The following is a 14,647-nucleotide window of genomic DNA, read 5'->3' as shown; positions in this document are numbered from 1 at the left end:
AGCCGGCGCCCTCCGGGAGACTTCATGCGTTCCAAGCCGAAATGGCTGTTTCCGGTTCTGGCGCTGCTCCCGGTTCTCGGCCTCTATGCTTGCCTGCGCATCTACCCGATCGCGGAGACGCTGCGTCTCAGCCTGTTCAAGTGGAACATCATCTCGCGGCGCAAGCCGTTCGTCGGGCTCGACAACTTTGTCGAGCTGATGAGCGATCCGCTGTTTCTCGAGGCGATCTTCAACACCACTGTCGTCGCCTTCGGTGTCCTGCTGATCACCATTCCCGTCGGGCTCGCGCTCGCCGCGCTGATCAACAGCCGGCAGGGGCTGCGGCGCAGCGGCTTCTATGAGACCTCGATCTTCCTGCCCCACGTGGTGTCGCTGGTGCCGGCGGCGATGGCCTGGAAATGGATTTTTGATGCGCGGCTCGGGCCGCTCAATGCGTTCATTGGATGGTTCGGAATCCCGGCGCAGTCCTGGCTGTTCGATCCCGTCCTGTCGGTGGTGTGTCTGATCGTCCTGTGCTCCTGGCAGGCGATCGGCTACGCCGTCCTGATCTTCCTCGTCGGCCTGAAGAACGTTCCGGAGGCGCTTTATGAGGCGGCGCGCCTCGACGGCGCGTCCTCGTTCCAGGCCTTCCGCTACGTGGCGATACCGCTGTTGAAGCCTGTCATGCTGTACGTGTCGGTGATCACGCTGATCTCGTCGTACAATATCTATGCGCAGGCCTTCGTCCTGGCATCGGACGTGCAAGGCGCGCCGGGACATCTGGTTCGCGTGCTCGTGCTCGACATGCTCGAAAACAGCTTTCGAAACTACCGGGTCGGCTATGCCGCGGCCGAAGCCGTGGTGCTTCTCGTGATCGTGCTTGTTCTGACGGGCGCGCAGTTCAGGCTGTTTCGGGATCGGAGCCGCGCGTGAGCGATCCAGATCATCCGTCCAACGATATCGATCGCAACACGCCGGCCGGCCTTGCGACCGACGTCGTTCTCTCCGTTGTCGGGCTGACGATGCTGCTGCCGCTGGTCTTCCTGATCAGCAATGCATTCAAGACGCCGCCCGAATTGCTGGCCTGGCCGCCGACCATCATTCCGAACCAGCCGACGCTGGAGAACATTCTCGGTGTGCTGCACGAGACACCGCTGCTGCACTGGATCGGCAATACGCTGATCTTTGCCGGGATTTCGACGGCCAGCATCGTCTGCACCTCGGCAATCGCCGGTTACGTGCTCGGCAAGTTCGATCTGCCCTGGTTCCCCGCCGTCTTCGGTGTCATCATCGCGACATCGGTCGTGCCGTTCGAAGTCTACATGATCCCGCTCTATCTGAACGTTCAGGCCGCGGGGATGTTGAACACGCTGCCCGGGCTGCTGGTCGGCTACCTCGTCATGAGCTTCGGCATCTTCCTGGTGCGGCAATATGTGACGACATCGATCCCCGACGAGCTCCTGGAGGCCGCGCGCGTGGATGGGGCAGGCGAGGGCTGGATCTTTCTGCGGATCGTGCTGCCGCTGATGCGGGGGCCGTTGGGAGCGCTGGGCGTGCTGGCGTTCTTCCAGGCCTGGACCGCGTTCGCATGGCCGCTCGTCGTGACGACCAACAAGGATACGTATACGCTCGAAGTCGGGCTCGCGCTGTTCCAGACCGGCTTCACCGTGGACATCGGTCATCTCAGCGCGGCCGCCGCGGTCGCCCTCGTGCCCAGTGCGCTGTTCTTCTCGCTGATGCGCCGGAATTTCGTACGTGGCGTCGCTGGAACAGGTTTGAAGGAATGATCGCCGCGTCCCACGGGGCGGCCGAAGGAGCGCGCAGGACGTGATTGAACAGGAATACGACACGATCATCATCGGCGGAGGCTCCGCCGGAGCGACGCTGGCCGCCCGTCTCAGCGAAGATCCGTCGCATCGTGTGCTGCTGCTCGAGGCCGGGCAGGATCTGCGCACCGCGACCACACCGGAACATATCCGCATCCCCAATCCGATGCGCGCGATCGGTGACGACGATTTCCGCTGGCCGAAATTGTTGGCGCGACGCACCGAGCGGCAGCAGCCGCTGCTGCTCTGGCGCGGCCGCGCCATGGGCGGCAGTTCGACCATCAATGGCCAGATCGCGATCCGCGCCGTCCCTGAAGACATCGACCGCTGGGCGGCCGCGGGCTGCACGGGCTGGTCGTGGAACGAGCTTCTGCCCTATTTCTGCAAGCTGGAGACGGACAAGAATTTCCCCGACGCGCCCTATCACGGCGATCGCGGCCCGATCCCGGTGTATCGCGCGCCGATTCCGGATTGGGGCAATGTCGACCGCGCGCTGCGCGCCTCGGCGCTCGGCCTCGGTTATGGCTGGTGCGAGGATCACAACGCGCCTGTGGGCACCGGCGTCTCGCCCTACGCCATCAACAGCGAGGCGGGCTTACGCATCTCCACCAATGACGGCTATCTGGAGCCGGTGCGCGATCGCGCCAATCTCGCCATCGTCGGTCATGCGCTGGTCGACACCATCACTTTCGAAGGCAACCGGCTGCACGCCAATGGCGTCCACGTCCGCGTGAATGGCCGGTCCTACACACCGCGCGCAACGCGCGACGTCATCCTCTGCGCAGGCGCCATCCATTCGCCGGCCATTTTGCAGCGCTCCGGCATCGGGCCTGCCGCCCTGCTGGAGAAGCTCGGCATTGCCGTCCGCGCCGACTTGCCGGTCGGCGAGAATCTGCTCGATCATCCCATCGTCAATGCATTGCTGCATCTGCGCGACGGCAGCCAGGTCAGCACGCTGATGCACCGGCACACCAATTGCTGCCTGCGCTACTCGTCCGGCCTCGCGGGCGCCGGCGAGAACGACATGATCATGATCGCCGGAAATCTTGCCCGATCCCAGCAATCGATGGTGGAAGTCGCGCTGGGACGCATCGCCGTTTCCGTCTACCAGGCTTTCAGCCAGGGGCACGTCCGCATCGTCTCGATCGACCCCGGGGTCGATCCTGAAGTCGAGGAGCGGATGCTGTCCGACCCCAGCGATCTCGCGCGCATGCGCGACGGCGTCCGCCGCCTGCGCGAAATCTGTTTGCGGCCTGCAGTGAAAGAGATTGCTGACCGCGTCGACTATGGCGCCAGCGGACGCTCCATGGACGAGCCCTTCAGCGACGCAGAGCTCGACGACTGGCTGTTCGCCGAGTGCAGCGACGCGCAGCACGCGAGCGGAACCTGCAGGATGGGCGCGCTGGACGATACGCGCTCGGTCGTCGATCCCGAATGCCGGGTGATCGGATGCACGGGATTGCGCGTGATCGATGCCTCGATCATGCCGGAAGTGCCGCGCGCCAACACCCATTTGACCACGGTCGCCATCGCCGAGCGCATGGCGGATCGGTTGAAGAGGGCCGATAAGAGGTAATGGCGGGCAGGCGCCTAGGGCGTGTACTCATAAACGCGAAGACGTCAGCCTTTGGGGCCTAAGCAGAAATTTTCTGCTCAATCAGAGCATTTCCGATTTTGACCCAAAACGAAAGTCGGCCGACCAGGTTTTCTCAAGCGCGCGCCCGCCACAGCGTAACCGCAAGCAGCATATAGGCAGCACAAGTCCACAGCGACTGCCAATTGTCCGGCCCTTCGTTCAGCGCCGCATAGATGGCCGCCACCAGGAATACGCCGGCAAATATCGCTTCCGCCATGGGGCGGATTCCTTTCTTGGGGCGATTGAGCTGAGTCATAGCCGCAAAAGGGACCGCCGCCATAGTGAGGGCCGCAAAAGGAAAATCCTTTTCGCGCGGGTCAAACACAAGGGCCAGCGCGGTCTGCGTGCCGATCACGATGGTTACGATCAAGATCAATCCGTGCATGATCGCCAGCCCCGATGGGGTCCGGTAGTCCTCCGGACCCAGCAACTCCAGAAAGGTGGGCGGTGCGCGCCCGGACATCAGGGCGTTGGCACCGAACAGCGGCGAGGCAGTTGCCGCCACCAGAAGTGCGCCCCCCAGAAGCCAGCCGCCCGCGTCGTAGCTTTCATAGAACATCTTTTGAGCGGCCACCCCAAACAGGACCCCGGCGGTGGTTGCCGATATTCCGACCGCAAACCATGAGACGAGCCTTGGCTGCGAGGGCTTCCGGCGCGAGGTCAGCCACGCAACTCCGAACACCAGGATCGCCAGCGCCATTCCGCTGCTCATTTGCAGTTTCCAGAGCGGATAATTGCTGACGGGGATGCCGGGCGGATATTTCAGCGTGCGCTGCGCGGAATCGAATAAGCCCCACGATCCGCCGACGGTGCCCTCGAACTCATGCTTCCACAATTCATCATACGCCTCGAACAGGTTGACGCGGAAATTCTCGCGCCGGGCAAGATCGAGGATCTCCGAGATCACCCGCGCCTGATTGGTACGCGACGGTAGCGCCGAATCGCGCATCCGCCCTTGGCTCGGCCAACCTGTCTCTCCGATCAGGATTTCCTTGCCCGGAAACGCTGACGCCACCTGCTTCCGGACGGCGTCGACGTGAGCAGCGGCAGATTTCGCCGGGACCGGGACATTTTCCCAATATGGCAGGATATGAACGGTGACGAAATCGACGGCGTCATCGAGTTCCCGATAGCGCAGCCAGTACTCCCAGACGTCGGAATAGGTAACCGGGACCGGCACCTGTGCCTTGACCGAGCGGATTAAGGCAGCAAGGTCGGAAGGCGTCATCTTCCGGTGCAACAGAACCTCATTGCCGACTACGAGTGCGATGATGGTTTCCGGATATTGCCGGGCAAGGCGTATGCCCGTGGATGTCTGCGTCGCGTTCTTCTGCCGGTCCCTATCGAGCCAAATTCCCTGAATGACTTTCAGCCCCACGTTGGACGCGAGTTCGGGGATCTGATCGAGACCAAGATCAGTCGCATAGGTACGGATACAGTCGGTTATTTTGGCAAGCTGGGCGAGATCTTCCGCGATCTGGTCTCGCGGCACTGGTGTCGGCGACTCTGACGTTTGGTTGTTGCGGAAGGGCGCGTAGGATATGCATTGCAGTTTGGCATCCGGATCGATCGGTGCGCGCGCCAGGTTGATCGGTATGGCCAGCCACCACCACACCGCGGCGATCGCACCCAGGGATATGATGAGAAGCGCCAGAGGCGTGCGAAGCGAAATAGTTCGACCCTCCAACGTAAAGATCGTCGGTCAACCGGCATGCTGTTGTGACCGGACAACAACAGAAATCATCGTCCGCCGGTACCTGCTTGACCCGTGAAAGCTGCCCCCAGATCGTCCGCGCCGCAAGAGGCGAGCCAGTATCCAACGATGGCCTTGAGACTACCTCAGGGCGGGCAGAAATAAACTTCGCCATCTCCGGAGATGGCCTTCGGGGACCGACACCAGAGTGGCCTTTCCCTGACGGTCGCCGTGCCGGCTAACGAACGTCGCCTGTTGGCCCTTCTCGGACCTCGTGCTATGGCCGCTGTTGAGGGATAAGCGGACATCGCGGATTTATGAGTGCACGCCCTAGTCCGCGCCGACCGTCCTTTTCGCCGGGCTCCAGCCCGCAACGACCTTGTGCAGCTCGGCGCACACCTGCGCGATGACGTCAGACCAGTCGCGCGAGGCGTTTTGCCTGAATAGCCGCATCGATCGATACCAAGGGCTGTCGTCGCGATTGAGCAGCCAGCGCCAATCCGGGTTGAACGGCAACATCGTCCAGACCGGAACGCCGAGCGCGCCGGCAAGATGAACGACGCTGGTGTCGACCGAGATCACCAGGTCGAGACAGGACATCAGCGCGGCCGTGTCGCTGAAATCCGCGACATGTGCCGTCACGTCGACGATATCGGGGTGTCCGCCGAGGAAGGCACGGTCCTGATCCCGGACGTCCTTTTGCAAGCTGACGAGCTGAACATCGCAATCCAGGACGGGAGCAAGCGTGCGCAGCGCCATCGATCGATTGTGATCGTTCTTGTGACCCGGATTCCCCGACCAGACAACACCGACGCGGAAGCGATTGCGGGGGCCAAGCCGGTCTTCCCAGGCTTTCACGCGCGCCGTCGGAAGCGCAGGAAGGTAGCCTTCCGCGAGCGGGATGGTATCGAGCCGTGTCCCGAACGCGAGTGGCAGAGTTCCAAGAGGACAGTGCAGGTCGAACGCCAGCGACGTTGAAGAGGATTGGTCGATACACGCAGCGACTCCGGCGACACCACCCAAGAGCTGCTGGATCGGAGGCTGGACCTCCAGGATGACTCGCGCTCCGCGTGCGGCCGCCATGGGCGCATAGCGCGCAAACTGGATTGCGTCGCCCATCCCCTCTTCAGAGTGAAGCAATATGGTTTTGCCCTCGATCGGCTGGTCACCGAGCCAGAGTGGCTGGGAAAAGCCGCGATCGGGCAAGCCGACAGGAAGTTTCCAGCGCGCTTCGCGCCCAGGCCAACCTCGCTCGAGGTCTCCGGTCACCAGCTGAAGCGTCGCCAGGTTGAACGTCGCCGGCGCATTGCCCGGGTTGACCTCCAGCGATCTGTGAAAGGTCGCGGAGGCTTCATCCAGCAATTGCAGATTCAACAATGCCAATGCCTTGTTGTTGAGCGCTACATAAAAATCCGGACGAAGTTCAAGCGCCCGATCGAAACGCGCAAGTGCTTGCTCGGCTTGGCCAAGTCGCGAATGAAGCAAGCCAAAATTGTTGTGCGTTTCCGCCTGGCCGGGGTCCAGTGCAATGGACTTCCCGTAGTCGGCCGCCGCTTCCTCGAACCGGTTCGCCTCCTGGAGGCAAGCGCCGCGCATTTGATACAGGGGGGCGGAATTCGGATCCAGTTTCGCGGCCACGTCCAGGCAGTCGAGGGCTTCCGCATACCGGCCGAGATTGAACAACAGTCTTCCGCAGTTGGTCGCCGCCTTGAGGTATTGCGGATGCAACCGCAGCGCCCGCTGGAAATGCCGCACAGCCTCGTCCATGCGCCCGCGCTGCCAGAGCAGATTGCCGAGGCAATGAGAGGCGGCCGCATCCTGTGGTATCGCCGCCTTGCTCCGGTGTTGCGGTGTTCCCGACCGCCATGCTGAAACCAACTGCCCGAGTTCGAGGCGAACACGATCCACCACGCTCGCCCAGTCGTCTCGCTTCGGCTGCCTGAACAACCTCATGGACGAATACCATGGGCTGTCGTCGCGGTTGACCAGCCAGCGCCAATCCGGGTTGAAAGGCAACATCGTCCAGACCGGGACGCCCAGCGCGCCGGCCAAATGAACGACGCTGGTGTCGACCGAGATCACCAGATCGAGACAGGACACCAGCGCCGCTGTTTCGCTGAAATCCGTGAGATGTTCGGTCAGGTCGACGATATCGGGGTGTTCGCCGAGGAAAGCCCGGTCCTGGTCCCGCGCGCCTTTCTGCAGGCTGATGAACTGGACGTCGCAATCGAGCAGCGGTGCGAGCGTGCGCAGCGCCATCGATCGGTTGTGATCGTTGTTGTGGTCCGGATTGCCCGACCAGGTCAGGCCGACGCGAAGACGATCGTGAGGGCCAAGCCGGTCGTCCCACGCTTTCACGCGGGCCTCCGGGGGCGCGGGGAGATACTGATCCGCGAACGGGATCGTATCGAGCCGCGTCCCGAGCGCCAGCGGCAGGCTTCCGAGCGGGCAGTGCAGGTCGAACGCCAGCGACGGCGTCGACGATCGGCCGATGCAATTTGCGACGCCGGTGATGCCGCCGAGCAATTGCTGGATCGGTGCCTGCACCTCCAGGATGACGTGAGCCCCAAGCGCGGCCACGAGGGGTGCGTAGCGCGCAAACTGGATCGAGTCGCCCAACCCCTCCTCGGCATGAAGCAATATGGTCTTGCCTTCGATCGGTTCGTCACCAAGCCAGAGCGGCGCGGAAAAGCCGCGCTCGATGAGGCCGAGAGATGCCTTCCAGCGGGCTTCGCGCCCGGGCAAGCCCCGCTCGAAATCGCCGGTCAGCATCTGAAGCAGTGCGAGGTTCCAGATCGTGTGCGCATTGTGCGGGTCGAGCGCCAGCGATTGGTGAAAGGCCGCGAGGGCCTCATCCAGCAATTGCAGGCTCCACAGCGCCCGCGCCTTCTCGTTGAGCGCCGCGGGAAAATTCGGACGTAGCTTGAGCGCGCGGTCGATGCTCGCGAAGGCCTGCTCCATCCGCCCCAATCGCGAATGAAGCGTGCCGAGGTTCTTGTGCGTCTCCGCCTCGCCCGGGCTCAGCGCAATGGACCTCTCGAAGTCGGCCTGCGCTTCCGCAAACCGGCCCAGCCGTTGGAAGCAAAGGCCGCGCGTTTGATAGAGCGGTGCGATATCCGGATTATGCCTCTCGAACAGGTTGAAGCATTCCAGCGCCTCGGCATACCGGCCGACATTGAACAGCGACTGGCCCTGTCTCAACGCCTCGAAATGTTGCGGCAGACGTTGAGGTACGACCGTTTGAGATGGCTTGACCGCGGCCGGGCGCTCTTGGCGATTCATAAGCTGACCAGAAGATGACTATAAAAATACTAGCCGGTTCTCGGTCACGGGAAGGGGCGTCCGCTATGCCAACGGAGTTCACCGAGCGCGACCGCAGCGTCCCGTCGAGATTGTTTATGGCGTGAGGCTGGCGCGAAGCTGGCGCGGCGTCCTCGCGGATGCTGTGCGCAAGGCTTCTCGCGTGCCCAAGGCTTCTTGCGTGCCAAAGGCTTCTCGCGTGCCAAAGGCTTGTGGCGACGAATCGGTCAGTTCGCTGGTTTGTCGGGCACGCGCTCGGCAGCGGCTCCGGCCGGGTCGATCAGACGGCCAGGCTCGATCTCGACGGTCAGCTCGCGCAATAGACCAACGATGACGGTCTCGAACAGCCTCCGTTCGATCCTGGCGATCTTGCGGCTCCGCCAGCGCAGCCTTCGCAATTTTCGCAATCCGCCCTCCCGATTCCTGTAGCAGCCATTCATCGGTCGCTGTCACGCAGCGATCCTTGCGCCGGCGCAAAGACCATCGCGAAAGGCGCCGGGGTTTGTGCCTCGACAAAGAGGTCGTGGCTGCAACCTCTTATCGTCGTCGCGGCCACAATCGGCTCTGCCGAAGTGACTTGGACCGAGGTGAATTCCCATGACTGCACCATCGCTTGCCGCGATCGTTTACACTGACAACGCCTATCCCGATGCGGCCTTTGCCGCCCTCGTGGCGCGATGCCGCAGCCTTGGGCTGTCGCTGGCCGGCGTGCTCCAGCGCCGCGTGTCGGAGGCTCCCGACCGGCGATGCGATGTGCTGCTGGAAGATCTCGGCACCGGTCGCTGCACCTCGATCTTCGAGGATCGCGGCGCGGGCGCCGCGGGCTGCAGGCTGGATGAGGCGGCCTTGACCGAAGCCGCGGCCCGCATCGAGGGAAACATGGACAACAGGCCGGACCTGCTGGTCCTCAACAAATTCGGCAAGGCCGAGTGCTCCGGCGGCGGACTGCTCGACCTGATCGCCAGCGCGATGGATCGTGAGATTACGGTGGTCATCGGCGTGCCGAAGGCGAATTTGCAGGCCTGGCGGGATTTTGCCGGCACGCTCTCCGTCGAATTGTCCGAGGAGATCGGCGAGATCGAGCGTTTTGCAGCCAGCCTGAGTTAAGGACTTCGCTCTCTACGCGCCTTCGACGCTCGTGTCGGGCCAGGCGGCTGCCGGTGCGCGAAGGCTTGGCAGGCCGAGCAGGTTGATCGCCCGGGCGGCGATCTGGTCGATCACCTCGGACAGCGATTGCGGCCTCAGATAGAAGGCCGGCATCGGCGGGGCGATGATCGCGCCGATCTCGGTCGCCTGCACCATCGCCCGCAAATGGCCGAGATGCAGCGGGCTCTCGCGGACCAGCAACACCAGCCTGCGGCGCTCCTTGAGCTGCACGTCGGCCGCACGGACCAGGAGATTGTCGAGCTGTCCCCAGGCGATGGCCGAGAGCGTTCGGATCGAGCACGGAGCGACGATCATGCCCGCGACCGAATAGGAGCCGCTGGCGATGGAGGCGCCGATGTCCGAATGAGGATGGTGGCGGAAGGCGAGGGCGCGAAGCCGCGCGAGCGCGCCATCGCCGATCTCTTCCTGCAGCGTCCGCTCGGCCGCCGGCGAGACCACGAGGTGCACCGCATAGTCGGAATTGTCGGCCAGCAGCTCGACGATGCGCGCGCCGATCGCAGCACCCGATGCGCCGCTGACGCCGACGATGATGCCTTGCCGCTCGGTCATGTGAGCACCGGCGCGCGTGCCGGCATGCCGGAGAGTCCGAGACTTGACCACATCGCATCGACGCGCGCGACCACGGCAGGATCCATGGCCAGGGGAACACCCCAGTCCCGATCCGTCTCCGGCGGAATCTTCGTCGTGGCGTCGATGCCGAGCTTGCCGCCGAGGCCGGATTTCGGCGAGGCAAAGTCGAGATAGTCGATCGGCGTGTCTGACAGCGTCACCAGATCGCGCGAGGCATCGCTGCGCGTCGCGACCGCCCACATCACGGCACGCCAGTCGCGGATGTCGATGTCGTCGTCGACCACGATCAGGAGTTTTGTGTAGCTGAACTGCGGCAGCATCGACCACAGGCCGAGCATCAGCCGCCGCGCCTGGCCGGGATAGCGCTTTTTGATCGCAGCGATCGCGATCCGGTAGGAGCAGGCCTCCGGCGGCAGCCAGCAGTCGGTCACCTCCGGGAATTGCTGCCGGATCAGCGGCACGAACAGGCGGTTGAGCGCCTCGCCGATCCGCGACGGTTCGTCCGGCGCCCGGCCCGTGAACGTCGAGAGATAAAGCGGCTGTCGCCGGCTGGTGATCGCCGTCACGCGCATCACCGGGAACTCTTCGACGGAATTGTAATACCCCGTGTGATCGCCATAGGGTCCCTCAGGCGCGGTTTCGTTCGCGGAGACGAAGCCCTCGATGACGATTTCGGCCGCGGCCGGAACGGCCAGCGAGACGGTGAGGCATGGTGTGAGGTCGGGCCGTTCGCCGCGCAGGATGCCGGCAAAGCGCAGCTCGGACAGCGTTTCGGGCAGCGGCAGAACTGCGGCAAGGATCGTGGCGGGATCGGCCCCGATGACGACCGCGACGGGCATGTCACGTCCGATCGCCTTCCATTGCTGGTGATGGCGGGCGCCGCCGCGATGCGCGAGCCAGCGGATGATGGCGCGGTCGCGGCCGAGCACCTGCATGCGGTAGACGCCGACATTCTCCTCCTGGTCGGCCGCCGCGGTTTCAGGCGGCATGGTGACGACGAGCGGCCAGGTGATCAGCGGTGCCGGCTCGCCGGGCCAGCAAATCTGCGCCGGCAGTCTTTCGAGATCGATGTCCGGTCCCATGACGACGCAGTCCTGCACCGGCGCCGCCGCGCGTGTGCGTGGACGTGTCGAAAGCGCGGCGCGCGCAAGCGAGATCTTGTCCCATGCATCCCTGATGCCATGCGGCGGCCGCGGCGCGCGCAATTCGGCCATCAGCGTCCCAAGCTGCTCGAGACGATCTGGCACGATGCCCATTCCCCATGCGATCCGTTCGACCGTGCCGAACAGATTGGTAAGGAGCGGCATCTCCGATGGACGGCCGTCCGCCCTAACGGGCTGCTCGAACAATAATGCCGGTCCGTCCGCGGCGAGCACGCGCCGGTGGACTTCCGTGATCTCGTGGACGACGGAGATCTTCTCGCGAATACGTCGCAATTGCCCGCGGCTTTCGATGAAGCGCAGAAAGTCGGGCAGGTCGCGAAAGCGCGGCACATCACGTTGCAACTGAACCAGCTCCTCAAAAAGTCAGAGCTAGCGATGTTGATCTCGGCCTTCATTGTTCCGGCTCAAATACAACGGCGCGCAATCCGTCCAGATGTCGGCCCATGAATGATCCCATCGCCGCACCGCCCGGCCCGTTGCCGACGATCCCGCCGCTCGTCGCGCTTGCCATGCGTCCCCTGCCTCTGCTGCCGTTGCAGCTCGTTCTCGCCGGCGTCCTGCAGCGGATCCATCGGCGCAATCCTGCACTCTTCGACCGGCTCGGCGATCACGCCCGGGCGCGGTTCGGCATCAAGCCGACCGACCTGCCGTTTGCCTTCGTGGTCGAGGCCATGCCGCCGCGCCTGTCCGTCGTGCGCGAGTTGCCGCGCGGTCTGGATGCGCGGATCTCGGCCTCGCTCGCCAATCTCATGGCCCTGCTCGAAGGCAGGGTCGATGGCGATGCGTTACTGTTTTCGCGGGAGCTCGTCGTCGAGGGTGATGTCGAGGCGGTGCTTGCGCTGCGCAATGCGATCGACGACGCCGAGCTCGATCTGGCCGCGGAGCTGTCATCGCTGTTTGGCCCGCTGGGGGCGCCGGCGCGGCGTGCCTTCGAGGTCGCGCGTGGTCGCGTGATCGGCACGCCGCGTCAGGGCGAGGAATCGAGATGATGGAGCTGATCTGTCCCGCCGGGACGCCGGCTGCGCTGAGGAGCGCCATCGATGCCGGCGCCGACGCCATCTATTGCGGCTTCAACGACGAAACCAACGCGCGCAATTTTCCGGGGCTGAATTTCAGCCGCGACGAGCTGCGCAAGGGGATCGCCCTTGCGCATAGCCGCGGTGCAAAGGTCCTGGTCGCCATCAATACCTTTCCACGCGCCTCCGCCGTCGACATCTGGGAGCGCGCGGTGGACGATGCGGCGGGGGCCGGTGCCGATGCGCTGATCCTCGCCGATGTCGGATTGATGGATTATGCGGCGAGGCGCCATCCGAACCAGCGTTTGCATGTCTCGGTGCAGGCGGCGGCCGCGAACCCGGATGCCATCGCCTTCTATGCCGAGACGTTCGGCGCGCGGCGCGTCGTGCTGCCCCGCGTCCTGAGCGTGCCGGAGATCGCCGAGATCACCCGGGAGTCGGCTTACGAGACCGAGGTCTTCGTGTTCGGTGGCCTCTGCGTGATGGCCGAGGGACGCTGCTCGCTGTCGTCCTATGCCACCGGCAAATCGCCGAACATGCAGGGCGTCTGCTCGCCGCCAAGTCATGTGGCCTACGAGCAGACCGGGCAGGGGACGAACTCCAGGCTGGGCGGCTTCACCATCAACCGGTTCGGGCCACGCGAGCCTACGGGCTATCCGACGCTGTGCAAGGGGCGCTTCTCGACCGCGCAGGGCGCCGGCTACATTTTCGAGGATCCCGTCAGCCTCGATGCCACGACGCTGCTGAAGGGCTTGCGCGATGCCGGCGTGACCGCGCTCAAGATCGAGGGCCGCCAGCGCGGCCGCGCCTATGTCGAAAGCGTGGTGCGCCATTTCCGCCATGCGCTCGCCGCGCTCGAGAGCGGGAGCGAGGCGGACATTGCGAGCCTGAAGCCGTTCACCGAAGGGCAGGCCTCCACGCTCGGCGCCTATCGCAAGACGTGGCGCTAACCCGTCGAACAAGCGAGATCCAGCGATGCAACTCAGCCTCGGTCCAGTTCTCTACAATTGGGCGCCGGAACGCTGGCGCGACTTCTATTTCCGGATCGCCGACGAGGCGCCGGTCGATGTCGTCTCCGTCGGCGAGATCGTCTGCTCGAAACGCTCGCCGTTCTTCGCAGACCACATCCCGGCCGTGGTCGAACGGTTGCAAAAGGCGGGCAAGCAGGTTCTGCTGGGGTCGCTGATCCTGGTCTCGCAGCGGCGCGAGCGCCGCCAGACCGAGGAGCTTGCCGCGGCCGAAGGCGTATCGATCGAGGTGAATGATCTGACCTGTCTCAGGGCGCTGACCGGCCGCCCACACGCGATCGGGCCGTTCGTCAACATCTACAACGAGGCCAGCGCTGCGTTTCACGCCGCGCGCGGGGCGACGCGCATCTGCCTGCCGCCGGAGTTGCCGCTGTCCTCGGTGGCGGCAATCGCGAGAGCGATTCCCGACGTCACGATTGAGGTGTTCGCGTTCGGCAGGGTGCCGCTGGCGATCTCCGCCCGCTGCTATCATGCGCGCCTTCACAAGCTCGCCAAGGACAATTGCCGCTTCGTCTGCGAGAAGGACCCGGATGGCCTGCTCGTGAACACGCTGGAGCAGCAGGACTTCCTGACCATCAACGGCGTGCAAACCCTGTCTCACACCTGCGCCAATTTGCTGGGAGAGGCTGATATATTGCGCGAGAGCCAGGTCGGCTCGCTGCGCCTGTCGCCGCAGGATTGCGATATGGTCGCCGTCACCAGGATCTTTCGCGACGTGCTCGACGGTCGCGACGATTTTGATGGCGGCAACCGCCGCCTTGCCGCGGCCTATCCCGGCGTGGCCTTCTCGAATGGGTTCTTGTGGGCCGAGCCGGGTCACGTCTATCGCCGATCAGGCGACGCGCAAGGCTCGGCGCCGCAGGCGCCCTGAACGGATAAAGCCTAGACGTGGATCGCGTGGCCGAGCGCCGGATGGCGTGACAACCGTTCCGTGAAGTCGGCGCAGTCGGCCGACGGCTGGTCTTCAAGAACCATCCGTATCGTTCGGTTCCCGTCCGAGCGCGTGATCGGGTGAGCGAAGCGACACCCGGGGCCGCTGTTGCTTGTGGCAAGACCCCGGATGTCGCTTCCGCCTTCGCTCTTCGAGCTACGTCGGACAAGTCGCTCATCCGGGCTACGGGACTTTGCTTTGCCCGACGAGGCTGAGCAAGAATTGGTTTGTTGGCTGTCCTAGGCCGTAGCGAACCGGGCGATTGCGATCTGGGGCTGGAATATTCGCCAAGAGGTCGATAGAGCAACCTTTATGCCCTGCAGGAGGGTTACGAAGGT

The 14,647-nt window shown here is 64.1% G+C and carries 12 protein-coding genes; 7 read left to right on the top strand and 5 right to left on the bottom strand.

What is annotated here, in order from left to right; translation table 11 throughout:
• Window positions 1-24 precede the first annotated feature (24 nt).
• The 3 genes from VGR99_RS36160 to VGR99_RS36150 are packed head-to-tail and all read left to right on the top strand — an operon-like array spanning window position 25 to window position 3,381.
• A complete protein-coding gene (locus VGR99_RS36160; protein WP_326904731.1) occupies window positions 25-912 on the top strand; it encodes a sugar ABC transporter permease in 888 nt (295 codons plus the stop codon).
• Window positions 909-1,766, top strand: a complete 858-nt coding sequence (locus tag VGR99_RS36155; protein ID WP_326904730.1) for a carbohydrate ABC transporter permease — start codon at window positions 909-911, stop codon at window positions 1,764-1,766. Before VGR99_RS36160 ends, VGR99_RS36155 begins: the two co-directional genes overlap by 4 nt.
• Before the next feature lie 40 nt (window positions 1,767-1,806).
• Complete coding sequence (locus tag VGR99_RS36150; protein WP_326904729.1) at window positions 1,807-3,381, top strand: GMC family oxidoreductase; 1,575 nt, start codon at window positions 1,807-1,809, stop codon at window positions 3,379-3,381.
• A gap of 133 nt (window positions 3,382-3,514) precedes the next feature.
• On the opposite strand, the gene VGR99_RS36145 is transcribed toward VGR99_RS36150, so the two are convergent.
• The 3 genes from VGR99_RS36145 to VGR99_RS36135 form a co-directional block, all read right to left on the bottom strand.
• Entirely contained in the window at window positions 3,515-5,128 is a 1,614-nt protein-coding gene (locus VGR99_RS36145; protein WP_326904728.1) for a glycosyl hydrolase family 17 protein, read from the bottom strand.
• A 336-nt stretch (window positions 5,129-5,464) separates the two neighbouring features.
• Complete coding sequence (locus VGR99_RS36140; protein WP_326904727.1) at window positions 5,465-8,416, bottom strand: tetratricopeptide repeat protein; 2,952 nt, start codon at window positions 8,414-8,416, stop codon at window positions 5,465-5,467.
• A gap of 245 nt (window positions 8,417-8,661) precedes the next feature.
• Complete coding sequence (locus VGR99_RS36135) at window positions 8,662-8,841, bottom strand: hypothetical protein (RefSeq protein WP_326904726.1); 180 nt, start codon at window positions 8,839-8,841, stop codon at window positions 8,662-8,664.
• A 190-nt stretch (window positions 8,842-9,031) separates the two neighbouring features.
• Between VGR99_RS36135 and VGR99_RS36130 the strand changes: the two genes are divergently transcribed.
• Window positions 9,032-9,541 (top strand): DUF2478 domain-containing protein, encoded by a 510-nt coding sequence (locus VGR99_RS36130; protein ID WP_326904725.1) that lies wholly within the window; start codon window positions 9,032-9,034, stop codon window positions 9,539-9,541.
• A 12-nt stretch (window positions 9,542-9,553) separates the two neighbouring features.
• Here VGR99_RS36130 and VGR99_RS36125 read toward each other — a convergent pair whose 3' ends face one another.
• Window positions 9,554-10,150, bottom strand: coding sequence for a UbiX family flavin prenyltransferase (locus VGR99_RS36125; RefSeq protein WP_326904724.1), 597 nt, complete (start codon window positions 10,148-10,150; stop codon window positions 9,554-9,556).
• Complete coding sequence (locus tag VGR99_RS36120; protein ID WP_326904723.1) at window positions 10,147-11,676, bottom strand: UbiD family decarboxylase; 1,530 nt, start codon at window positions 11,674-11,676, stop codon at window positions 10,147-10,149. Before VGR99_RS36120 ends, VGR99_RS36125 begins: the two co-directional genes overlap by 4 nt.
• 101 nt (window positions 11,677-11,777) lie before the next feature.
• Between VGR99_RS36120 and ubiT the strand changes: the two genes are divergently transcribed.
• Genes ubiT through ubiV form a run of 3 tightly spaced genes read left to right on the top strand, consistent with a single transcriptional unit; the run spans window position 11,778 to window position 14,249 of the window.
• Entirely contained in the window at window positions 11,778-12,323 is a 546-nt protein-coding gene (gene ubiT, locus VGR99_RS36115; RefSeq protein WP_326904722.1) for a ubiquinone anaerobic biosynthesis accessory factor UbiT, read from the top strand.
• Window positions 12,323-13,300: a ubiquinone anaerobic biosynthesis protein UbiU gene (gene ubiU / locus VGR99_RS36110; protein WP_326904953.1), complete on the top strand. Its 978-nt coding sequence runs from the start codon at window positions 12,323-12,325 to the stop codon at window positions 13,298-13,300. The genes ubiT and ubiU overlap by 1 nt, the downstream gene beginning before the upstream one ends.
• A 25-nt stretch (window positions 13,301-13,325) precedes the next feature.
• The gene (gene ubiV / locus VGR99_RS36105) at window positions 13,326-14,249 is read left to right on the top strand and encodes a ubiquinone anaerobic biosynthesis protein UbiV (protein WP_326904721.1); all 924 of its coding nucleotides are present in this window, start codon (window positions 13,326-13,328) and stop codon (window positions 14,247-14,249) included.
• Window positions 14,250-14,647 lie beyond the last annotated feature (398 nt).

This window comes from Bradyrhizobium sp. (assembly GCF_035935975.1).
Classification (GTDB): domain Bacteria; phylum Pseudomonadota; class Alphaproteobacteria; order Rhizobiales; family Xanthobacteraceae; genus Bradyrhizobium.
Note: the sequence above shows the minus strand (reverse complement) of the source record. Positions and strands in the feature narration are given on the sequence as shown.